Genomic DNA, 21,258 nt, shown 5'->3' on the forward strand with positions numbered 1-21,258 from the left:
GGGCTACGAAAAAAGTTTGGTCGATAGTAGCCAGTAAGTATTTGTGTGTCAAAAGAAATAGAAAAAATCAATCGAGATACACACCCAATTGACGAAAGGGTGAAAAATCAACGATCAAGCGCTGCTTTCAGTAGCTTTCGCGTGTAGGGATGGGACGGAGTCGCAAAAATCTTCTCGACATCCCCCGTCTCGACGATCGAACCGTTTTGCATTACCACGACGCGGTGCGCCATCGCCCCGATCACCTCGAGGTCGTGGCTGATGAACACGAAGCCGAGATTGTATTTCTGCTGCAAACCGGCGAGCAGCTTGAGCACCTGCTGCTGGATCGAGACATCGAGCGCGCTCGTCGGCTCGTCGAGGATCAGCACGCGCGGCTCGAGCACCAGCGCGCGCGCAATCGCGATCCGCTGCCGCTGTCCGCCCGAAAACTCATGCGGATAGCGGTACAGCGCCGTGCGGTCGATGCCGACTTCGCGCAGCACCGCCATCACCTTGTCGCGCCGCGCCTCTGGCGTCATCTGCGGCCGGTGCAGCGCGAGCCCTTCGCCGACGATCCGCTCGATCGTCTGCCGCGGCGAAAGCGAACTGAACGGATCCTGAAAGACAACCTGCATGTTCGAGCGCAAGGCAGTTTTTTCCGCCCCCCGATAGCTGGCGAGCGCTCTGCCCTGAAACTCGATCTCGCCGTGCGCGGTGCGCTGCAAGCCGAGCAGCGCCATCGCGAGCGTCGACTTGCCCGAGCCCGATTCGCCGACGATCCCGAGCGTCTCGCCCTGACGCACCGACACGTTCGCCTGCTCGACCGCGCGAAAACGCCCCGAGCCGAACCAGCCGCGCCAGCCCGGCAGCTTCGTCCTGAAGTCGACGCACACGTCGCGCGCATCGAGCAGCACCGGCGCGATCGGCAGCACCGGCACGACCGTGCGCTGCGGCCGGCTCGCGAGCAGCCGCTGCGTGTACGGATGACGCGGCGCCTCGAATACCTGTTCGACCGCCCCGGTTTCGACGAGCACGCCGTGCTCCATCACCGCGACGCGCTGCGCGAAATGGCGCACGAGGTTCAGGTCGTGCGTGATGAGCAGCACGGCCATGCCGCGCTTTTGTGCTTCGTCGCGCTGCAGTTCGAGCAGCAGCTCGACGATCTGCGCGCGGATCGTCACGTCGAGCGCCGTGGTCGGCTCGTCGGCGAGCAGCAGGCGCGGACGGCACGCGAGCGCCATCGCGATCATCGCGCGCTGCCGCTGGCCGCCCGAGAGCTGATGCGGGTAGCTGTTCACGCGTTTGCCCGGCTCGGCGATGCCGGTGCGCGCGAGCAACGCAACCGCGCGTTTGCGCGCTTCGCTCGCGCTCACGCCGTCATGCACGACGATGGTCTCCGAAATCTGGTCGCCGATCGTATAGAGCGGATTGAGCGCGGTCATCGGCTCCTGGAAGATCATCGCGATCTCCGAGCCGCGCAGGCCGCGCATCGCGCGCTCGCTCTTCGCGAGCAGATCTTCGCCGTCGAAGCGGATCGAGCCGCTCACCTGCGCATCGGCCAGCAGGCGCAGCACCGATAGCGCGGTCACGCTCTTGCCCGAGCCCGATTCGCCGACGAGCGCGACGCGCTCGCCGCGCTGGATCGCGAGCGTCACGTCGTTCACCGCGACGGTGTCGCCGAAGGTCACGCGCAGATGATCGAGTTCGAGCAGCGGCGGCGCCGCCATCGCATCCTGCGAACTACGCTGCGGGATGGCGCTCATTGATGGCCTCCCGCGCGCATCGCATCGGAGATGCGCGTATCGAGCGCATTGCGCAGCGCGTCGCCCATGAAGGTCAGCAGAAGCAGCATCGTCACGAGCACGCCGAAGGTGGACACCGAGATCCACCACGCGTCGAGATTCGCCTTGCCCTGCGCGAGGAGTTCGCCAAGGCTCGGCGTCGGGGGCGGCACGCCGAGGCCGAGAAAGTCGAGACTGGTCAGCGCGAGAATCGCGCTGCTCATGCTGAACGGCAGGAACGTGATGACCGGTGTCAGACTGTTCGGCAACACGTGACGCCAGATGATCTGCCAGTGCGACAGCCCCATCGCGCGCGCCGCGCGCACGTAGTCCTGCTGGCGATTGCGCAGGAACTCCGCGCGCACGTAATCGGACAGGCCGATCCAGTTGAACAGCGACAGCAGCACGATCAGCAGCGCGAAGCCGGGCTCGAAGATCGACGAGAAGATGATCAGCAGATAAAGCTGCGGCATCGCGTTCCAGATTTCGATGAGACGCTGCCCGAGGATATCGGTTCGTCCTCCGAAATAACCCTGCACCGCGCCCGCCGCAATGCCGACTATCGTGCTGATTACCGTGAGCACGAGACCGAACTCGACCGACACGCGAAAGCCGTACAGCAGACGCGCGAACAGATCGCGGCCGCGGTCGTCGGTGCCGAGCCAGTTTTCACGCGACGGCGGCGCCGGGTTCGGCGACTTCGAAAAGTAGTTCAGCGTGTCGTAGTAATAGTGGTTCGGCGGATACAGCGCGAAGTTGCCCGGCGCATCGAAGCGATGCCTGATGTACGGATCGAGGTAATCGGCCGGCGTCGGAAAATCGCCGCCGAACGTGGTCTCGGCGTAGGTCTTGAACATCGGAAAATACAGGTGGCCGTCATAGCGCGCGACGAGCGGCTTGTCGTTCGACCACAGCGGCCCCGCGAGGCTCGCCGCGAACGCGACGACGAAGATGACGAGGCTCCAGTAGCCGAGACGCTGCTGACGAAAACGCCGCCACACGCGGCGCGCGGGCGTGGGCGACACGAGCGCGCGCGGCAGTTCGCTGCGCGCTGTCGCATCGGCTGAAAGGCGGGCTCGATTCATCAGCGCTCCAGTTGTTCGAATTGGATGCGGGGATCGACCCACACATAGCAGAGGTCGGAGATCAGCCGCGTGACGAGGCCGATCAGCGTGAACAGATACAGCGTGCCGAGCACGACCGGATAGTCGCGCCGTATCACCGATTCATACGACAGCAGCCCGAGCCCGTCGAGCGAAAACAGCGTCTCGATCAGCAGGCTGCCGGTGAAGAACGCGCCGATGAACGCGCCCGGAAAGCCGACGATCAGCGGCAGCAACGCATTGCGGAACACGTGCTTCCACAGCACGCGCTTTTCCGACAGACCTTTGGCGCGCGCGGTCAGCACGTACTGCTTGCGGATTTCGTCGAGGAACGCGTTCTTCGTCAGCATCGTGACGACCGCGAAGCTGCCCACCACCGAGGCCGTGATCGGCAACGCGATGTGCCAGAGATAGTCGAGGATCTTGCCGAAAAAACTGAGCTGGTCCCAGTTGTCGGAGGTCAGGTTGCGCAGCGGAAAGAGTTGCAGGAACGTGCCGCCGCCGAACAGCACGAGCAGCAGCACACCGAGCACGAAGCCCGGAATCGCATAGCCGATCAGCACGACGAGGCTCGTCGCGAGATCGAAGTGCGAGCCGTTGCGCACCGCCTTCGCGATGCCGAGCGGCACCGATATCAGATACGTGAGGAAGAACGTCCACAGGCCGATGCTGATCGACACCGGCAGCTTCGAGACGATCAGCGACCATACGCTTTGATGGCGGAAATAGCTTTGCCCGAGATCGAAGGTCGCGAAGCGCTTGAGCATCAGCACATAGCGTTCGAGCGGCGGTTTGTCGAAGCCGTACAGCTGCTTCAGTTGCGCGATCTGTTGCGCGTCGACGCCGCTATGCGAGCGCAGGCCGAACGGCGCCGCGCCCTCCGCGCCCTTGCGCAACTCGTGCTGCATCTGCTCGACCGGTCCGCCCGGCACGAACTGGATCACGACGAAGGTCAGCGTGAGCACGCCGAGCAGGGTCGGGATCATCAGCAGCAGGCGTTTGAGGATGTAGCTCCACATAGGCGGTGTTCCGGTGCGAGGGCGTTGGATTGATCGAAGAGCGGGCGATGCATGAACGGCACGTTGGCGCGGCTACGGTTTCGGCTGCTTGTCAGCGGGCGACGTTTGTGCGCGCGCCTGCGGATCCTCATACCACCACATCGACGTGATCCAGCCTTCCGCGCCATAGTACAGCGGCAAGGTCTTCGGCCATGCGAGCCCGCGCTTGAACGCGACCCGGTGCGTGCCGCTGTACCAGTGCGGCACGACGTAGTAGCCATGCATGAGCAGACGATCGAGCGCATGCGCGGCGTCGGTCAGTTGCTCGCGCGTTTGCGCATGCACGAGCGCGTCGAGCACGGCGTCGACCGCCGGCGACTTCACGCCGATCGCATTGTCCGAACCGGGCGTATCGGCGGCCTTGCTGCCGTAGCGGTTCACCTGCTCCGAGCCCGGCACCTGTACGTCGGGCATGCGAATCGTCGTCACGTCGAAATCGAACGCATCGAGGCGCTTCTGATAGACCGCGAAATCGGCCGTGCGGAACGTCGCGGTAATGCCGAGCTTCTGCAGATTGCGCGTGAAGGTCGCGATGATCGGCTCCATCGACGACGCCGAGCCCGCGTCGTCGAGAATCTCGAACCGGAACGGCTCGCCCTTCGCGTTGCGCAGCGCGCCGTCGCGATAGACCCAGCCGGCCTGCTGCAGCAGATCGCGCGCCTGCAGCAGGTTGGCGCGCAGCGAACCAGGCGGATCGGTATCGGGCTGTTTCGGCATCGGGCCGAACACGGCCGGGTCGAGCTGGCTGCGATACGGTTCGAGCAGCGCGAGTTCTCCCGGCGAGGGCAGCCCCTTCGCCTGCCATTCGGTGTTGGCGAAATAGCTGTCGATACGCGTGTACTGGTTGAAGAACAGTTGCCGGTTCAGCCACTGGAAGTCGAGCGCGAGATCGAGCGCCTTTCGCACGCGCACGTCCTGGAACAACGGCCGCCGTGTGTTCAGGATGAAGCCCTGCATGCCGGTGCCGTTGTGCTGCGGGAATTCGCGCTTGATCAGCTCGCCGCTGTCGAACTTCTTGCCGACGTCGCGCCGCACCCAGTTGCGGGCGATGTATTCGACGAGCGCATCGTATTCGCCGGCCTTGAACGCTTCGAGCCGCGCGGTGCTATCCGCATAGAGCTTGTAGACGATGTGCTCGAAGTTGTTCATGCCGACGCGCACCGGCAGATCGGCGCCCCAGTAGTTCGGGTCGCGTTGAAACGTGATCGTGCGGCCGTTGTCGTAGCTCTCGATCAGATACGGGCCGCTCGCAATCGGCTTTTCGAATGCGAGCTGATCGAACGGAATACGGCTGCCGTCCGGCTTCATCCCCCACTTGCGCGAAAACACCGGCATGCTGCCCGCGAGCAGCGGCAACTCGCGATTGCGGTCGCGAAACTCGAAGCGCACCGTCTGCGGATCGACGACGACCGCGCGCTTGATCTCCCCGAAAATCGATGCGTATTGCGGCGCGGCCTGCGGGCTTTTCAGCGTATCGAGCGAGAACTTCACGTCGTCGGCGGTAACGGGGTCGCCGTTCGAAAAACGCGCGCGCGGGTTGATATGGAAGGTCACCGACAGGCCATCGGGCGCGACGGCGATGTCGTCGGCAAGCAGCCCGTACGCCGATGCGACTTCGTCGCTGCTGCCGGTCGTCAGGCTCTCGAACATCATTTCGAGGCCGGGCGCCGGATTGCCGCGCAGCGTGAACGGATTGAACTTGTCGAAGCTCGTCAGGCGGCTCGGGTTCGCAAGCACGAGCGTCCCGCCCTTCGGCGCATCGGGGTTCACATAGTCGAAGTGCTTGAAGCCGGCCGGATATTTCGGCTCACCGTATTGCGCGATCGCATGAGCGGCATGAGCCGGTTGCGCGGCGAGCAGGCTGGCGAGGATCACCGCAACAGCGAGCGCACTGGCGAGCGCGGCGCGCAAGGGTCCGTGGATCACGCTGTGTGGACATGCATGAGGCGTTTGAACCCGTCGCGAGCCAGTTGTCATAGAGGTCTTGCTGGTGAATGGGCAGTGGCGATGTGGGGGAATTCTACCGAATTAATCCGCGCCCTCCTGCTCAAGGCTGCGACGAAATGCGTCACCTGCAAATGTGCCGGCGCAAACAAAAACCGCCCTCGCGGGGCGGTTTCCGTTTTCAGCGGCGCGGCTCGCAGCCGCGCGCGTTGCGCTTTAGTGCCAGCCGCGACGATTGTCGTAATGGTCGCGCGCATAGTTGCCGCGACCCGGCGGATGACGACGATACCAGTCGTCACGCGCCCAGTAGCGATGGCCGTCCCAGTAACGATCGCCATGCCAGCCGATCACGATTTGCGGCCCCCCGTAGTACACGGGCGCCGGCTGATAGATGACGGGAGGCGGAGGCGGCGGAGGCGGCGCGTAGACCGGAGCCGGTGCGACGTAGACCGGTGCGGGAATACCGATATTGACCCCGACGTTGAGCCCTGCGGCCATCGCAGCACCCGATGCACCCAACGTCAACACCCCGAGCAGAAGCGGAACAAGACGAGCGGACTTCATTGATCACCCTTTGTAGGAACGTGTTTTGTTGGCGGAAATATAGCGCAAGGAAGCGACGCGCGTATTTCAACTTTGTAATAACTGATGCTGAAAATCGCCTCTTCGAGCGTGGGTAACGTCTGGTTACATTGGGCAGATGGTCCTGAGAAAAACGGCAGGAAGGGACGCTGCCGGCCACGCACGCGGGCTTCAAACGCCCTCGTGTTGCCGCCCGACAAAAACGAACATTTTCACGTTCGAAAGAACATTTATATCGAACATCACGAAACCAAGACATCAGATCACTTTACAGAATCGAATGTTTAATCTCTAAATTATTCCAAAAAATCAAGGAAAAACGACAAAACATATATGGTTTACCCTGGTATTCCGGTTGGTTCCAAGTGATAGGATGACTGCCATCGAAAATCAACAAATGTTCGAATTCGCGCATATCCGAGCGCCGCTGGAGCGGCGACTCGCCGCGCCACGGAGACTGATTTGAAAACGATCATGGGATTGCGCTGGTGGATCATTGCCCTCGTCTGCGTCGGGACGATCGTCAATTACCTGTCGCGCAACGCGCTCGGCGTGATGGCGCCGGAACTGATGAAGCTGCTGCACATGAGCACGCGGCAGTACTCGTATGTCGTCGGCGCGTTTCAGGTCGGCTATACGATCATGCAGCCGGTCTGCGGTCTCATCATCGATCTGATCGGCTTGCGGCTCGGCTTTGCCCTCTTCGCGTGCTTGTGGTCGCTCACGGGCGTGTTCCACGGTTTCGCAGGCAGCTGGTTTTCGCTCGCGGCATTGCGCGGCTTCATGGGCTTGAGCGAAGCCGTCGCGATTCCGGCCGGCATGAAGGTGGTCGCCGAATGGTTTCCCGATCGCGAGAAATCCGTCGCGGTCGGCTACTTCAATGCGGGCACCTCGCTCGGCTCGCTGCTCGCGCCGCCGCTCGTCGTGTTCCTGTCGCTGCGCTACGGCTGGCAGAGCGCATTTGCAGTGACCGGCGCGCTCGGTTTCGTGTGGGCCGCCGCGTGGTATCTGCTGTATCGCTCGCCCGCCGACCACAAGCGCGTGAGCGACGCGGAACGCGCCACGATCCTGCGCGGCCAGGCGCCGCCCGCGGCACAGCGCGCAAGCGTGCGCGAGGTGCTGCGCACGCGCCGCTTCTGGGCGATCGCACAGGCGCGCTTTTTCGCCGAGCCCGCATGGCAAACGTTCAGCTTCTGGATTCCGCTCTATCTCGCCACGCAGCGTCATATGGATCTGAAACAGATCGCCATGTTCGCGTGGCTGCCGTTTCTTGCCGCCGATCTCGGCGGCCTGTTCGGCGGCTATCTCTCACCGTTCCTGATGAAGCATCTGCGCGTGCCGCTGATCTGGTCGCGCATCTCGGGCGTAGTGCTCGGCGCACTGATGATGCTCGGCCCGGCGTCGATCGGTCTCGTCGCATCGCCGTATCAGGCCATTGCGCTCTTCTGCGTGGGCGGCTTCGCACACCAGATGATCTCGGCGCTCGTCAACACGCTCGCCGCCGACGTATTCGACCCGGGCGAAGTCGGCACGGTCGCCGGCTTTGCGGGCATGGCCGCGTGGCTCGGCGGCCTCGGTTTCTCGCTGATGGTCGGCGCGCTCGCCGATTCGATCGGCTATACGCCGCTCTTCGGCGCGCTCGGCGCGTTCGACATCATCGGCGCGACGCTGCTGATCGTCCTGATGCGCGGCGTGCCGCGCCATGGCCGCGCGCATCGCGCCGACCTCGGCATCAACACTGCTGCGTGACCTCCATCGAAGACCCATCATGCGTTCATTGACCAATCTCAAACATCCGCCGCGCTTCGCGTTGTCGTCCACGGCCGGCAACCCCATCGTGCTGAGCGCGCAGCCGAACCGCCAGATCGAACTGTTCGTGCTCGCGGAAGACGTCATCCGCGTACTCGTGCTGCCGGACGGCGAAACTCGCGGCCCGCGCACTTGGGCAATTGCGCCCGGCGCGGACGACGTGCCGCTCGAAGGCCGCGAGCGCCGCGACATGAGCGGCTTCACGCCGCCGCCGTTCACGGTGAGCGAAGAAGCGGGACACGTCGTGATCGAAACGGCGCGCGTGCGCGTGAGCATCGCGCTCGAAGGCGGTGCATGCGCGTGGGACATCCTGCACGACGGCGCGTGGCATCGCGTAATGAGCGATCGCAAAACGCAGGCCTATAACTTCGGCTGGTGGGACTCGCGCGTGTATCACTACGTCGAGCGCCGCCGCGACGAAATGTACGTGGGCCTGGGCGAGCGCGCCGGCTCGCTCGACCGCGCGCAGCAGAGCTACGAGATGCGCAACATCGACGCGATGGGCTACAGCGCGCGCACGACGGACCCGCTCTACAAGCACATCCCGTTCTACGTGACGTGGCAGCCGCAGACCTCGACGGGCTTCGGCCTCTTCTACGACACGCTCGCCGACTGCCGCTTCGACATGGGCCGCGAGCTCGACAACTATCACGGCCACTATCGCCATTTCATCGCCGAGCATGGCGATCTCGACTACTACTTCATCGCGTCGGCGGGCTCGCCGCTCGACGCGGTGCGCCGCTTCACATGGCTCACCGGGCGTCCCGCGTGGATGCCGAAGTGGGGCCTCGGCTACTCGGGCTCGACGATGAGCTATACGGACGCTCCCAACGCGCAGCAGCAAATGGGCGAATTCATCGAGCGCTGCCGCGAGCACGACATGCTGTGCGATTCGTTCCATCTGTCGTCGGGCTATACGTCGATCGGTGCGAAGCGTTACGTGTTCAACTGGAATCACGAAAAGTTTCCGGACATCGACGGCTTCGTGCAAAGCTATCTCGAGCACGGCGTGCGCCTGTGCGCGAACATCAAGCCGTGTCTGCTGCAGGACCATCCGAAGTTCGAGGAGGTCGCGAGCGCCGGCCTGCTGATCGAAGCGTCCGACGGCGAGCCCGCATGGGTGCAGTTCTGGGACGAAGTGGGCGCCTATCTCGACTTCACGAATCCCGCCGCGATCGACTGGTGGAAGGCGCGCGTGAAAGAGGCGCTGCTCAGGCACGGCATCGCGGCCACGTGGAACGACAACAACGAGTTCGAGATCTGGTCGCCTAACGCGATAGCCCACGGTTTTGGCAAGCCTTATCCCGCGCATCAGGCGAAGGTGCTGCAAACGCAACTGATGATGCGTGCGTCGCACGACGCGCAGCGCGAGCATGCGCCCGACAGGCGGCCGTTCCTCGTGTCGCGCTCCGGTGGCGTCGGCATGCACCGCTACGTGCAGACGTGGTCGGGCGACAACTACACGTCGTGGGAAACGCTGCGCTTCAATCTGAAGATGGGCCTCGGGCTCGCGATGTCCGGCATATCGAACAGCGGGCACGATATCGGCGGCTTTTCGGGTCCGGCGCCGGGGCCGGAGCTGTTCGCGCGCTGGGTCGCGTTCGGCATCTTCCTGCCGCGCTTTTCGATTCACTCGTGGAACGACGACGGCACCGTCAACGAACCGTGGATGTACCCCGAAGTCACGCAGCAGGTGGCCGGTCTCATCAAGCTGCGCTACCGGCTCATCCCTTACCTGTACGAACTGCTGTGGCAATCGCACAGCGCGTACGAGCCCGTGTTGCGGCCGATGTTCGCGGAGTTTCCGCACGATGCGCGCTGCCTCACCGACGGCGACGACATGATGCTCGGCTCGTCAGTGCTGGTCGCGCCGGTGGTCGACGCGAACCGGACTACGCGTGACGTGTACCTGCCGGCCGGCACGCGCTGGGTCTCGTACTGGAGCGGCGAAGCGTTCGACGGCGGCCAGACGGTCACGCTGCCCGCGCCGTTCGAGCAGCCCGTGTTCCTGCTGCGCGAAGGCAGCGTGATTCCGCTGAATATCGCCGAGCAGCATTTCGGCCGCCCCGCCGACGAGCGCGCGTTCATCGCGGTGCCGTATGCGGGCGCGGGCACCGCGCAAGGCCGTTGCATCGAAGACGACGGCGAGAGCGAAGCATGGCGTCGAGGCGAGCAAGGCCGCTGGAACGTCATGCTAACGACGGACGACGCCGGCACGTTGCGCATCGCGGTCGAACGTCCGGGCTGGAGGTCCGCGCCGCAATCGCAGGTGCGCATCTTCGTGCCGATGCACGAGACGCGCGCGATCGTCTGCGCAAACGGCACGCTCGCAGGCGATCACACCGAGGACGGCTGGCGTTGCCTGACGATTTCGCTGCCGCATTGAGGCACCGCAGGTGGCACGACGAGGAAGCACCACGAAGCACTGAACGACAAACCGCGTCGGCCTGAGCAGTCAATGAGCGCTCAGGCCATCCATTGAGTCCGGAGACACTCACATCATGAACCCAACCCAGCGCGCGCGTACCCGCGCGTTCGCCTTCTTCTGCCTGCCGCTCGCGGGCGCCGCGTTTTCGGCCAGCGCGTCTGCGCAAAGCAGCGTCACGCTGTACGGTGTCGTCGACAACGCGTTCAGCTACGTCAGCAATCAGAAAGGGCATTCGAACTTCTATATGAGCCAGGGCAACCTGCAGGCGAGCAAGTTCGGCCTCCTCGGCTCGGAAGACCTCGGCGGAGGCACGAAGGCGATCTTCCGGCTCGAAAGCGGCTTCAATTCGCTGACCGGTGCGCAAAGCACCGCAGGCAACCTGTTCAACCGCCAGGCCTATGTCGGTCTCGCGAATGACCGCTACGGCACCGTAACGCTCGGCCGGCAATACACGCCCTACTTCCAGATGGTCGGCGCGCTCGGACCGACCGGCGTGCTGACCGGCGCGACCGGCGCGCACCCCGGCGATATCGACGCACTCGACACGACGCTGCGTTTCAATAATTCGGTGACCTATCTATCGCCGACGATCGCGGGCCTGCAGGCGAGCGCGCAATACGGTCTCGGCGGCGTGCCCGGCAGCGTCGCGAACGGCAGCCTGTTCAGCGCGGCGCTGCGCTACGACTACCAGCCGGTGTCGCTCGCCGCCGGCTACGTGAAACTCAAGGACATCGCGACGAGCGCGGCGCTCGGCAGCTTCGCCATCAACTCGCCGGTGAACAACGGTTATGCGAGCGCGCGCAGCGCGCAACTGTTCGCCGCGGCGGGTCGCTATAGCTGGCACGATCTGATGATCGGCCTCAACTACTCGAACGTGCAGTACGCGCCGGGCAACGGGTCGCTCTTCCTCGACAAGGCCGTGTTCAACACGTACGGCGTAATTTCGACGTATCGGCTCACACCGAGCGTGACCGTCGGCGGCGGCTACAGCTTCACGCAGTCGAGCAAGGCGAATGGCATCAGCGACCCTGCGCACTATCACCAGATTTCGCTCGAGCAGACCTACAACCTCTCGCAGCGCACGACGCTGTATGCGCTCGAAGCGTATCAGCACGCGAGCGGCAAGGCGCTGATTGCGGCGGGCAGCGGGGTCAGCATTGCCGACGCGGTCGCGGTGGTCGGCGACTCGCAGAATACGACGCCATCGTCGGGGCCGTCGCAGTTTGTCGGGATGGTGGGGTTGCGGCACGCGTTCTGATTGATTGGCTGCAACACGCCGAAGGCCTGCCGGAGCAATCCGCGCAGGCCTTTTGTTTTAATGCCCGCAGAAGCGCGTCGAGCCCCGAACGAACGCCATCACCACTCGCGCCATGCCTGAAAAAAAATAAAAACACAATTAGGGTTCAGTCCACTTGCCGCTTTATTTCTAGTGTCCAAAACTTCGCCTGAATCCGATTAGCCAGATGTCTGTCCGGTATATCGGATAAACGGGTGCGTGAGCCAGCGGGTTCCCGAGCGTGCCGAAGGCACTGGAACCGTTTCGTCCGTCCCGGGACACCCTTTTCCGATCAGGACCTTTACATGAAACTTGCAAAACGTGGCGCCAAGACTGTCTTTCTGTTCGCCGTTGCTGGACTGCTCGCGTTGACGGGCTGCACCAAGGTGTCGACTCCGGGACAGGGCGCGGCAGCTTCCTCCTCGACCCTTCAGACGGTGCTGCAGCGTGGCGCCCTGCGCGTTGGCGATTGCCTGAGTTTCGCGCCTTTCGGGTTCTACGACAAAGATGGTCAACCCGATGGCTACGACGTGGACCTCGCGAAGGAACTCGCCAAACAGATGGGCGTGAAGCTCGAGATCGTGAACACGACGAGCGCAAACCGGATTCCGAATCTGCAGACCGGCAAGGTCGACGTCGTGTTCTGCAACTTCACGCGCAATCTCGAGCGCGCGAAAGTCGTCGATTTCACGACGCCCTACGTCGTTGCCAGCGAAGCACTGCTGGTCAAGAAGAGCAGCGGGATTCAGTCCATCAAGGATATGAATAATCGCACGATCGCCACGGTAAAGGGATCGACCAACGGCGACGAAGTGCGCGCGCTGAACATGGGCGTCAAGATTCAGGAATATGACAGCTCGCAGGCCGCGATTCTCGCCGTCAAGCAGGGTCAGGCCGATGCGATGATCGAAGACAACAACTTCCTCGCCTACCAGGCGAAGCTCGACCCCGAGCTGATGGTCACTAACGAAGCCCTCGTGCCGCTCGAGTACAACGCATTTGGCGTCAAGGCCGGGGACCAGGAGTGGCTCAACTATCTGAATCTGTTCCTCTTCAACATCAATGCGTCGAAGCAGAACGCCGAGCTCTACAAGAAGTGGTTCGGCGCCGACCCGCGCTACTCGTTGAACCCGCAGTTCTAAGGAGCGAGCGATGTCGATAGCGCACGAGACTCGATCGATGTGGAGGATATGATGAGTTATGAATGGCTAACCTTGTGGGCCTATGTGCCCGACTTCTTGCGAGCGGGCTGGCTCACGCTGCAGGTGACGGTGCTCTCGTTCGTGCTGGCGGTGGTGCTCGGGCTGTTGGCCGCGCTCTCCAGCGTCAGTCCGGTCGCCCTGTTTCGGCATATCGCTCGCGGCTATGTCGAAATCATCCGCAATACGCCTGTCCTGCTGCAGATTTTCATCGTGTTCTTTGGCCTGCCGTCCGCCGGCATTTCACTGGACGCATACTGGGCCGGCGTGATTGCACTGGGACTCAACGTCGGCGCCTACCTGTCGGAAGTGTTTCGTGCGGGCATACAGTCCGTGCCGCGCGGCCAGCTGGAAGCGGCCGGCATTCTCGGGCTCGAGCGCGGGCAGATCTTCACGACGATCGTGCTGCCGCAGGCAGCGCGAGCGGTCTATCCCACGATCGTGAATTACCTGATCCAGTTGTTACTCGGTACGTCGCTGCTGTCCGCCATTGCGCTTCCGGAGTTGACCGGAACCGCGACGGTGATCAACTCGCGCACCCTTCTCTACATTCAGACGTTCGCCGTGACGCTGGTCGCGTATCTCGTACTCAGCAACGTACTTTCATGGCTTGCCGGCCAACTCGGAGCGCGAATTTTTCATCCTCCTCTGGTCATCCGGCCTCGCGCCCGTTTCGGGGGCTTTTCAATGCGTCGGGCCAACCGAGCTTAATCTTCGCATCGGAGTTGGATTATGTCAGTTGAACTGCTGAGAACCAGTCTTTCAATCCTGCTGCAAGGGTTGGTGACGACGCTGCTGCTTTCCGTGGCGTCGATCGTGGGCGGCACCCTGATTGGTCTCATTGCCGCCGTTCTGCGGTCGTTCGGACCGTGGGGCACGTCCCGTATCGCCAGGCTTTATACAGAGCTGTTTCGCGGTACGCCCATACTCATCACCTTGATGTTTATCTACTTTGGCGTGTCCTACTTCGGTTACGCGATCGATGTGTTCGCGGCCGGAGTAATCGGCTTGAGTGTGTATCAAGGCGCGTACATTGCCGAAGTGTTCCGCTCCGGCATTGAGTCAGTGCCTAAAGGCCAGTGGGAAGTGTCGCAAATCCTCGGTCTCACGAAAGCTCAGGCGTTCTCATTCGTCGTGCTGCCTCAGACGGGGAAGATCGTGCTGCCTCCGCTCATTGGCCAGTATCTGTCGCTCATCAAGGACACGTCGATTGTCAGCATGATCGGGATGTCCGAACTGATGCACGGTGGCCAGGCCATCGTCGACCGCGTCGGCAAGCCTGTCGAGATTTACGGACTCGTCGCCCTGATTTACTTTGCCGTGTGCTTCCCACTCTCGCAATGGGTGCGCCACCATGACCGTAGGAGATTGTCGTGAGCAACCAGACTCAAACCAGGCCCATCATTTCACTGGCGGGCGTCAGCAAATCATTCGGTTCGACCCGTGTGTTGAACGAAATCAATCTCGAGGTTCGGTCGGGCGAAGTCCTGGTGCTGATTGGCGCTTCCGGCTCCGGCAAGAGTACCGTGTTGCGGATCATGGCTGGACTCGAAACGTCGGATTCCGGCGAGGTCTGGGTCAACGAGGTTCCGCTGCATGATCCCCGCCGGGCACGCGAGATTCGTGGCCACGTGGGCATGGTTTTCCAGCAGTTCAATCTGTTTCCTCACAAGACCGCGCTCGGAAACGTCACGCTCGCGCTCATCAAAGCTCGCAAGATGAATCCCGCGGATGCGCGCAAGCGCGCGATGGACGCGCTCGACCGCGTCGGACTCGCCGAACGCGCGGAGCACTACCCGAGCCAGTTGTCGGGCGGTCAGCAGCAGCGCGTCGCGATCGCGAGAGCGCTTGCCGTGGAGCCGGGCATCATGTTCTTCGACGAAGCGACATCGGCACTGGACCCGGAACTGGTCGGCGAAGTCACCGAGGTCATGCGCGGTCTCGCGCGCGATGGCATGACGATGGTGGTGGTCACCCACGAGATGGGCTTTGCTCGTAAAACCGCCGATCGCGTTGTGTTTATGGACAAGGGCGTTATCGCCGAGCAGGGAGAGCCCGAGCAGATTTTCGTCAATCCGTCGAACGAGCGCACGCGACAGTTTCTGCACAGGGTTCTCGACCATTAACGTATTGCAGGCTGAATGTCGTTCTTTCGAGTCTCCACGCACGGTAAACTCACATCACTCGACAGACAGTCGGCTTTATGAACGCTTCAATGGAGTGAGTGGATGGCTGTTACAGAATCGTCGCGGGCCAGAGGCGTGGACCGCGTCATCGCAATTTTTCGGCAGTTGCATATCGCTCAGCGGCCAATGACGATGCGCGAGTTGATCGAGGCAACCGGCGCGCCTCGTTCGAGCATCTATGAATTGGCCGCGATTCTCACCGAGGTAGGCTGGCTCGAGACGGCGGCGGACGGCAGCGTGTTCTTCGGGCGCGAAATGCACTACTACGGGTCCGATTACGCCACTCATAACGATTTGATCAGCCGCGCTCATCAAGCCATCCTGGCGCTGGTCAGAAAGTACGAAGAGACTACGCAGCTGTGCATGCTCGAGGGCAACAAGTACACCGTCGTGCTCTCGGAGAGTAGCGCGCGGCCTTTTAACATCAGTTCAGACATCGGCGTGAGAGTGCCGATTCCCTGGACCGCGACAGGCCGTCTGCTGCTTGGCCACCTGAGTGCGGACGAGATTCGCGCTCTGATCCCCGCCGACGATTTCGTCCTCGACAACGGTGTTCAGATCGACTTCGCTGAATTCTTTCGGGATGTACAACACGCGAAAGAGCAAGGCTATTGCTGCACCGAAGGGTTGTCCAATGCCTTTCGGCTCTGCATGGCGGCGCCAATCTGCGACCGCGCAGGCTTTCCGATTGCCGCGCTCTGTTTCATGACGAGCCGCGACACGAGCCCGGAGAGACGAACCGGAATGCTCGAAGACCTTCTGCAATCCGCGAAGGCGTTATCCCATAGATAGTCCCGGCGCGTGAATGGACTAACGTTCCAGCCTCGCGATGCATGGAATCAAACAATGCTTTCAGGAGTAAAGCGATGAAGCGTTATGGAGTAGAAGGCGGTAAAGGAACCGGCGGTCAACACATGCCGTTTGCGCGCGCGGTCGAGGCGAATGGCTGGCTGTTCGTCTCCGGCCAGACGCCGATGGTAAACGGTGAAGTCATTAACGGCGGAATCGTAGAACAATCGCATCAGGCGCTGAAGAACGTATTCGCGATCCTGCAGGAAGCCGGGTATGGCGCGGAACACGTCGTACGCTGCGGGGTCTGGCTCGACGACTCGCGCGACTTCGCGTCCTTCAATAAAGTATTTCGCGAATACTTTGGCGATCATCCGCCCGCACGTGCGGCCGTCGTATCGAGCATGGTTATCGACTGCAAGGTCGAGGTCGATTGTGTCGCTTATAAGGAACCGCAAAAGTAGAGGCGGCGCGCCGGTTTGATTCGAACTGCCGCCTTCACGCACTTGCGTGACAGGAATACTCGAGCGAGGTTCACCCTCGCCTCGTGATCTCTTCACGCCAATCGGGAATCCGATCGGTTGGGAAATGCACCGGCATGCGCGGCATTGAGCCGTTCAGGGCTTTTTCTTCATCGGTCGAACGTAGCCGGTTTTCGCGATCTGCGCCTTTTCGTTGAGCGCGAGCGCATCTTCGGGCACGTCCTTCCACACCGTCGTGCCCGCCGCGATCGTCACGCCGCGGCCCACGCGCACCGGCGCGACAAGCTGTGTATCCGAACCCACGAACACGTTGTCCCCGATGATCGTGCGGTGCTTGTTCGCACCGTCGTAATTGCAGGTGATGGTGCCCGCGCCGATATTCACGCCCGCACCCACGTCGGCATCGCCCACGTAGCTCAGGTGATTCGCCTTCGAGCCCACGCCGATGTTCGCGTTCTTCACTTCGACGAAATTGCCCACGTGCACCTCATCCGCGAGCTTCGCACCGAGGCGCAGACGCGCATACGGTCCGAGCACCGCGTTCGCGCCGACTGCCGCGTTTTCGATGTGCGTGTACGCGTCCACACGCGTGCCCGCACCGATCGACGCGCCGCGGATCACACAGTTCGGCCCCACGCTCACATTGTCCGCCAGCGTCACCTCGCCTTCGAACACGCAGTTCACGTCGATGAACACGTCGCGCCCGCAGGTGAGCGAGCCGCGCACGTCGATGCGCGCCGGGTCCGCGAGCGTCACGCCCGCCACGAGCAGCGCCTCGGCCACGTTACGCTGATACACGCGCTCCAGTTCCGCGAGCTGCTGCTTGCTGTTCACGCCGAGCGTTTCCCATTCGTCGTCGGGCTGCGCGGTCACGGCCGGGTGGCCTGCAGCGATCGCGGCTTCCACGACATCGGTCAGGTAATACTCGCCCTGGGCGTTGTCGTTCCTGAGCGCGGCGAGCCAGCCCGCGAGCGGCGCGGTGGGCGTCACGACGATGCCGGTGTTGATCTCGGCGATCTTGCGCTCGGCCTCGTCAGCGTCTTTCTGCTCGACGATGCGCACGACTCTCGCCGCCGCGTCGCGCACGATGCGGCCGTAGCCGCTCGGGTCGTCGAGCGTGACGGTCAGGATGCCGTAACCGTTCTGACCGGCGGTGTCGACGAGCCGCCTGAGCGTCGATGCGCGCGTGAGCGGCACGTCGCCGTAGAGCACGAGCGTCGGCACGTTCGTATCGAGCAACGGCAGCGCCTGCGCGAGCGCATGGCCCGTGCCAAGCTGCTGCGCCTGCAGCGCGAACTGCACGTCGGGCGCGCCGACGGCTTCGCGCACGGCTTCGCCGCCATGGCCGACCACGACGACGAGCCGGGTGGATGAAAGCGCGCGGGCGGTATCGATGACGTGCGAGAGCAGCGGTTTGCCGGCAAGCGGATGAAGCACTTTCGGCAGCGCGGAGTGCATGCGTTTGCCCACGCCTGCCGCGAGAATCACGATGTTCACGAGTATGACCGTATGTGTATGAATGGATGGAATCGCATCGTCAGTGACAAGGCGTTCCCGGCGCGGGGCCGTCGGTATTGCCCGCGAACCGGCGGATTTCGTCCGCGAGCTTTGGCGTTGGCGCGTCGTACGTATAGCAATAGGGCGGCGCCGGCACCTTTTCCGGCAAATAGCTCTGCAAGACAGCCTTCGCGTCGCGAAGATAGAGATTGTCTTTCACCGAAAGATACGCGCGATAGTCGCGCTCCCCGCCCGCGTAAAGTTTAGCCGTCCGCTCGAAATTCCTCTGGTCCGATCCGCCGTTCGGCAACGCGGATCTCGACGGCGCGTCGGCAATGTATTTGCAATAGCTGGCCTTCACGCCTTCCACCGTGGGGAAGAACTCCGGCTCCACGCAATCGCGCTTCGAAACGTTGCTGAAGATGTTCCCCTCCACCAGCGCCCGCGCCTGAAGGCTGAAGCTCATGCCGTAGAAATCCCAGTTCTCGAGCAGATTATTGAAAATATGAAACGTGCCGAACTGCGCGCGCGGGTTGCGCTGCACGGTATCCAGGAAATAGCAGTGGTGAACGGTCACGCGCGCGCCCTTGTCGCGATCGTAATTGGCGAACAGATCCTTCGACGTGATGTTGTTCAGCAGCATCACCTTGTCGTCGTCATGGAACTTGACCCACGACACCGTCACGTCCGTCGAGCCGTTCTTCACGTTGAGCAGGCGATCCGCGAACCGGGAAAGATCGAGATGGTCGATCCAGACATTGGTCGAATGATTGGCCACGTTGATTGCCTGCGAAAACGTCCGCAACCGCCCGTCGATGGTCAGATGCGTGACGATCACGTTGTTGCTGCCGTAGATGCCCAGCCCATAGTCGAGCAGCGTCACGCGATGCCCGCGGCCATCGATCGTGACGTTGCCCGGCACACGCAGTTGCGACAGCAACGTGATGGTCATGTCCGACCCGAAGCGGATCCAACGCGGCCCGCGGGCGTGGGCGAGCGCCTCCCGCAGCGTTCCCGGCCCCGCATCCGCCGGCGACGTCACGGTCACGACCTCTCCGCCCTCGCCGCCCGTCGCCGCGCGCCCATAGCCCTCGCGCTGCGCGAGCAGGCCGGAGACGAACGGACACGCCGCGTCCGCCTTCGCGCACGCGCTGCCGGACTCCGCGAACGCCGTGCGCGACGACGCCGCCAGTGCGAGACAAACAAGCAGCCCCAACCGCAAGCCCCGCACGATGCTGCCTACGCTGATCGTCATGAACATCACCTTTTATGAAGGGTCAAGCTACTCGACCGTTACCGACTTCGCGAGGTTCCTCGGCTTGTCGACATCGGCGCCGCGCGTGCACGCCGTGTGATAGGCGAGCAACTGGAGCGGCACCGTGTACAGCACGGGCGAAAGCGGCCCGTAGTGCGCGGGCATGCGAATCACATGGATGCCTTCCTCGCTGGCGATCTGCGCGTCCTTGTCGGCCAGCACGTAAACCTGGCCGCCACGCGCCCGCACCTCCTGGATGTTCGACTTCATCTTCTCCTGCATCGCGTCGTCCGGCACGATCGCGATCACGGGCATCGCTTCGGTCACGAGTGCGAGGGGCCCATGCTTGAGTTCGCCCGCCGGGTACGCCTCGGCGTGGATGTAGGAGATTTCCTTGAGCTTGAGCGCGCCTTCCAGCGCAACGGGGTATTGCAGTCCGCGCCCGAGAAACAGCGCGTTCTCTTTCTCCGCCAGCCGGGTTGCCCACGCGACGATCTGCGGCTCCAGCTCGAGCATCGACGTCAGCATCTGCGGGAGCCCGTGCAGCTGTTGCAGATACTGCGACTCGCGCAGCGCCGTCACATGACCGCGCTCGCGCCCGAGCGTCACCGCCAGCATGAAGAGCGCCACCAGTTGCGCGGTGAACGCCTTGGTGGACGCCACCCCGACCTCCTGCCCCGCGCGGGTCAGATAGCGTGTGCCGCAAAGCTGCACCATCGCGCTCGACGGGACGTTGCAGACCGTGAGCGTGCGTGTCTGGCCGAGCGACTGCGCGTACTTGAGCGCGGCCAGCGTGTCGGCCGTCTCGCCCGACTGCGAAATCGTCACGACGAGCGCGCGCCGGCTCGTCACCGGTTCGCGATAGCGATACTCGCTCGCGATCTCGACGTCGGTCTTGATCTTCGCGATCGTCTCGAGCCAGTACTTCGCGACGAGCCCCGCATAGTAGCTCGTGCCGCACGCGAGTATCTGGACGCTGTCGATGCCGTCGAACGTCGCGGGCGCGGCGTCGCCGAACAGCTCGGGCGTGAGGGCTTCGACACCACGCAGGGTCGCGGCCACCACCTCGGGCTGCTCGAAGATTTCCTTCTGCATGTAGTGCCGGTAGCTTCCCAGCTCCACCGCCGAGTTCTCCACGCTGATCCGCTGCGGTTCGCGCTCGACCGGTTCGCCGTTGCGCGTCACGACGCGGATCGTGTCGCGCGTCAGCTCGCACACGTCACCGTCGTCGAGAAAGAGGAAGCGGTCGGCCCGGCCCGTCAGCGCGAGAGCGTCGGAGGCGATGAAATTGCCGTCCTCGGCCGCGCCGATGAGCAGTGGCGACCCTTCGCGCGCGCCGACAATGATGTGCGGCGTGTCTTCGTGAACCACGGCGATCGCGTAGGCGCCGCGCAGGCGTTGAACGGCCTCGCGCACCGCCGCGAACAGATCGCCGTCGTAGAGGCTGTGAATCAGGTGGGCGATGACTTCCGTATCGGTCTGCGACACGAACGCGTAACCCGCATTGGACAGTTCGTCCCGCAGCGCTTCATAGTTCTCGATGATGCCGTTGTGGACCACCGCGAGCGCGTCGCCGGAAAGCATCGGATGCGCGTTGCGGATGGCCGGCGCGCCGTGCGTGGCCCAGCGCGTATGGGCAATGCCGCTCGCGCTTTCGAGGCGCGCGCGGCGCAGCCGCGAATCGAGGTGCGACACACGCTCGATGCTGCGCATGCGCTCGAGGCCCCGCGCCGAATTCACGGCCACGCCGCACGAATCGTAACCGCGATATTCAAGGCGCCGCAGACCCTCGACCAGCGCCGGAACGATATTCTCTCGCGCAACCGCGCCAACAATGCCGCACATGACTTGTTCCCCTTTCCGTATTGGGCGTGACTTCACGCCCAT

At 63.0% G+C, this 21,258-nt stretch carries 17 protein-coding genes; 9 read left to right on the plus strand and 8 right to left on the minus strand.

The window, feature by feature from the left end; genetic code table 11:
• Window positions 1-107: 107 nt before the first annotated feature.
• The 5 genes from B9Z01_RS01365 to B9Z01_RS01385 all read right to left on the minus strand — a co-directional run bounded on the left by B9Z01_RS01365 (window position 108) and on the right by B9Z01_RS01385 (window position 6,432).
• Window positions 108-1,745 carry an ABC transporter ATP-binding protein gene (locus B9Z01_RS01365; protein WP_085480467.1) on the minus strand — a complete coding sequence of 546 codons (1,638 nt, stop codon included), beginning with the start codon at window positions 1,743-1,745 and terminating at the stop codon, window positions 108-110.
• A complete protein-coding gene (locus tag B9Z01_RS01370; protein ID WP_085480468.1) occupies window positions 1,742-2,848 on the minus strand; it encodes an ABC transporter permease in 1,107 nt (368 codons plus the stop codon). Before B9Z01_RS01370 ends, B9Z01_RS01365 begins: the two co-directional genes overlap by 4 nt.
• A complete protein-coding gene (locus B9Z01_RS01375) occupies window positions 2,848-3,885 on the minus strand; it encodes a microcin C ABC transporter permease YejB (protein WP_085480469.1) in 1,038 nt (345 codons plus the stop codon). The genes B9Z01_RS01370 and B9Z01_RS01375 overlap by 1 nt, the downstream gene beginning before the upstream one ends.
• Before the next feature lie 72 nt (window positions 3,886-3,957).
• Window positions 3,958-5,901, minus strand: coding sequence for an extracellular solute-binding protein (locus B9Z01_RS01380; protein WP_085480470.1), 1,944 nt, complete (start codon window positions 5,899-5,901; stop codon window positions 3,958-3,960).
• Window positions 5,902-6,084: 183 nt separating this feature from the next.
• On the minus strand, window positions 6,085-6,432 hold the full coding sequence (locus B9Z01_RS01385) for a hypothetical protein (RefSeq protein WP_085480471.1): 348 nt from the start codon (window positions 6,430-6,432) through the stop codon (window positions 6,085-6,087).
• 480 nt (window positions 6,433-6,912) lie between these two features.
• On the opposite strand from B9Z01_RS01385, the gene B9Z01_RS01390 reads away from it, so the two are divergent.
• From B9Z01_RS01390 to B9Z01_RS01430, 9 genes are all read left to right on the plus strand, one after another.
• Entirely contained in the window at window positions 6,913-8,199 is a 1,287-nt protein-coding gene (locus B9Z01_RS01390; protein ID WP_085480472.1) for an MFS transporter, read from the plus strand.
• Window positions 8,200-8,218: 19 nt separating this feature from the next.
• Window positions 8,219-10,645, plus strand: a complete 2,427-nt coding sequence (locus B9Z01_RS01395) for a glycoside hydrolase family 31 protein (protein ID WP_085480473.1) — start codon at window positions 8,219-8,221, stop codon at window positions 10,643-10,645.
• A 115-nt stretch (window positions 10,646-10,760) separates the two neighbouring features.
• Window positions 10,761-11,945, plus strand: a complete 1,185-nt coding sequence (locus B9Z01_RS01400; RefSeq protein ID WP_085480474.1) for a porin — start codon at window positions 10,761-10,763, stop codon at window positions 11,943-11,945.
• 323 nt (window positions 11,946-12,268) lie between these two features.
• On the plus strand, window positions 12,269-13,105 hold the full coding sequence (locus B9Z01_RS01405; RefSeq protein WP_085480475.1) for a transporter substrate-binding domain-containing protein: 837 nt from the start codon (window positions 12,269-12,271) through the stop codon (window positions 13,103-13,105).
• A gap of 51 nt (window positions 13,106-13,156) precedes the next feature.
• Entirely contained in the window at window positions 13,157-13,873 is a 717-nt protein-coding gene (locus B9Z01_RS01410) for an amino acid ABC transporter permease (protein ID WP_085481140.1), read from the plus strand.
• A 21-nt stretch (window positions 13,874-13,894) separates the two neighbouring features.
• Window positions 13,895-14,539 (plus strand): amino acid ABC transporter permease, encoded by a 645-nt coding sequence (locus tag B9Z01_RS01415; RefSeq protein WP_085480476.1) that lies wholly within the window; start codon window positions 13,895-13,897, stop codon window positions 14,537-14,539.
• Window positions 14,536-15,288, plus strand: a complete 753-nt coding sequence (locus tag B9Z01_RS01420; protein WP_085480477.1) for an amino acid ABC transporter ATP-binding protein — start codon at window positions 14,536-14,538, stop codon at window positions 15,286-15,288. Before B9Z01_RS01415 ends, B9Z01_RS01420 begins: the two co-directional genes overlap by 4 nt.
• Window positions 15,289-15,390: 102 nt before the next feature.
• Window positions 15,391-16,140, plus strand: coding sequence for an IclR family transcriptional regulator (locus tag B9Z01_RS01425; protein ID WP_085480478.1), 750 nt, complete (start codon window positions 15,391-15,393; stop codon window positions 16,138-16,140).
• Between the two features lie 74 nt (window positions 16,141-16,214).
• Window positions 16,215-16,601: a RidA family protein gene (locus B9Z01_RS01430; RefSeq protein WP_085480479.1), complete on the plus strand. Its 387-nt coding sequence runs from the start codon at window positions 16,215-16,217 to the stop codon at window positions 16,599-16,601.
• Window positions 16,602-16,754: 153 nt separating this feature from the next.
• On the opposite strand, the gene glmU is transcribed toward B9Z01_RS01430, so the two are convergent.
• The 3 genes from glmU to glmS are packed head-to-tail and all read right to left on the minus strand — an operon-like array spanning window position 16,755 to window position 21,216.
• Window positions 16,755-18,116 (minus strand): bifunctional UDP-N-acetylglucosamine diphosphorylase/glucosamine-1-phosphate N-acetyltransferase GlmU, encoded by a 1,362-nt coding sequence (glmU, locus tag B9Z01_RS01435; protein WP_085480480.1) that lies wholly within the window; start codon window positions 18,114-18,116, stop codon window positions 16,755-16,757.
• A 40-nt stretch (window positions 18,117-18,156) separates the two neighbouring features.
• The gene (locus tag B9Z01_RS01440; protein ID WP_085481141.1) at window positions 18,157-19,371 is read right to left on the minus strand and encodes a pectate lyase family protein; all 1,215 of its coding nucleotides are present in this window, start codon (window positions 19,369-19,371) and stop codon (window positions 18,157-18,159) included.
• Window positions 19,372-19,398: 27 nt separating this feature from the next.
• Window positions 19,399-21,216, minus strand: a complete 1,818-nt coding sequence (gene glmS / locus B9Z01_RS01445) for a glutamine--fructose-6-phosphate transaminase (isomerizing) (RefSeq protein ID WP_085480481.1) — start codon at window positions 21,214-21,216, stop codon at window positions 19,399-19,401.
• Window positions 21,217-21,258 lie beyond the last annotated feature (42 nt).

The organism is Paraburkholderia susongensis (assembly GCF_900177725.1).
GTDB classification, from domain to species: Bacteria; Pseudomonadota; Gammaproteobacteria; order Burkholderiales; family Burkholderiaceae; genus Paraburkholderia; species Paraburkholderia susongensis.

Coding starts and splice junctions, on each gene's coding strand:
- B9Z01_RS01365 (WP_085480467.1), bottom strand. CDS start 1,745: ATGAGCGCCATCCCGCAGCGTAGTTCGCAGGATGCGATGGCGGCGCCG.
- B9Z01_RS01370 (WP_085480468.1), bottom strand. CDS start 2,848: ATGAATCGAGCCCGCCTTTCAGCCGATGCGACAGCGCGCAGCGAACTG.
- B9Z01_RS01375 (WP_085480469.1), bottom strand. CDS start 3,885: ATGTGGAGCTACATCCTCAAACGCCTGCTGCTGATGATCCCGACCCTG.
- B9Z01_RS01380 (WP_085480470.1), bottom strand. CDS start 5,901: ATGACAACTGGCTCGCGACGGGTTCAAACGCCTCATGCATGTCCACAC.
- B9Z01_RS01385 (WP_085480471.1), bottom strand. CDS start 6,432: ATGAAGTCCGCTCGTCTTGTTCCGCTTCTGCTCGGGGTGTTGACGTTG.
- B9Z01_RS01395 (WP_085480473.1), top strand. CDS start 8,219: ATGCGTTCATTGACCAATCTCAAACATCCGCCGCGCTTCGCGTTGTCG.
- B9Z01_RS01400 (WP_085480474.1), top strand. CDS start 10,761: ATGAACCCAACCCAGCGCGCGCGTACCCGCGCGTTCGCCTTCTTCTGC.
- B9Z01_RS01405 (WP_085480475.1), top strand. CDS start 12,269: ATGAAACTTGCAAAACGTGGCGCCAAGACTGTCTTTCTGTTCGCCGTT.
- B9Z01_RS01410 (WP_085481140.1), top strand. CDS start 13,157: ATGAGTTATGAATGGCTAACCTTGTGGGCCTATGTGCCCGACTTCTTG.
- B9Z01_RS01415 (WP_085480476.1), top strand. CDS start 13,895: ATGTCAGTTGAACTGCTGAGAACCAGTCTTTCAATCCTGCTGCAAGGG.
- B9Z01_RS01425 (WP_085480478.1), top strand. CDS start 15,391: ATGGCTGTTACAGAATCGTCGCGGGCCAGAGGCGTGGACCGCGTCATC.
- B9Z01_RS01430 (WP_085480479.1), top strand. CDS start 16,215: ATGAAGCGTTATGGAGTAGAAGGCGGTAAAGGAACCGGCGGTCAACAC.
- B9Z01_RS01440 (WP_085481141.1), bottom strand. CDS start 19,371: ATGACGATCAGCGTAGGCAGCATCGTGCGGGGCTTGCGGTTGGGGCTG.
- glmS (WP_085480481.1), bottom strand. CDS start 21,216: ATGTGCGGCATTGTTGGCGCGGTTGCGCGAGAGAATATCGTTCCGGCG.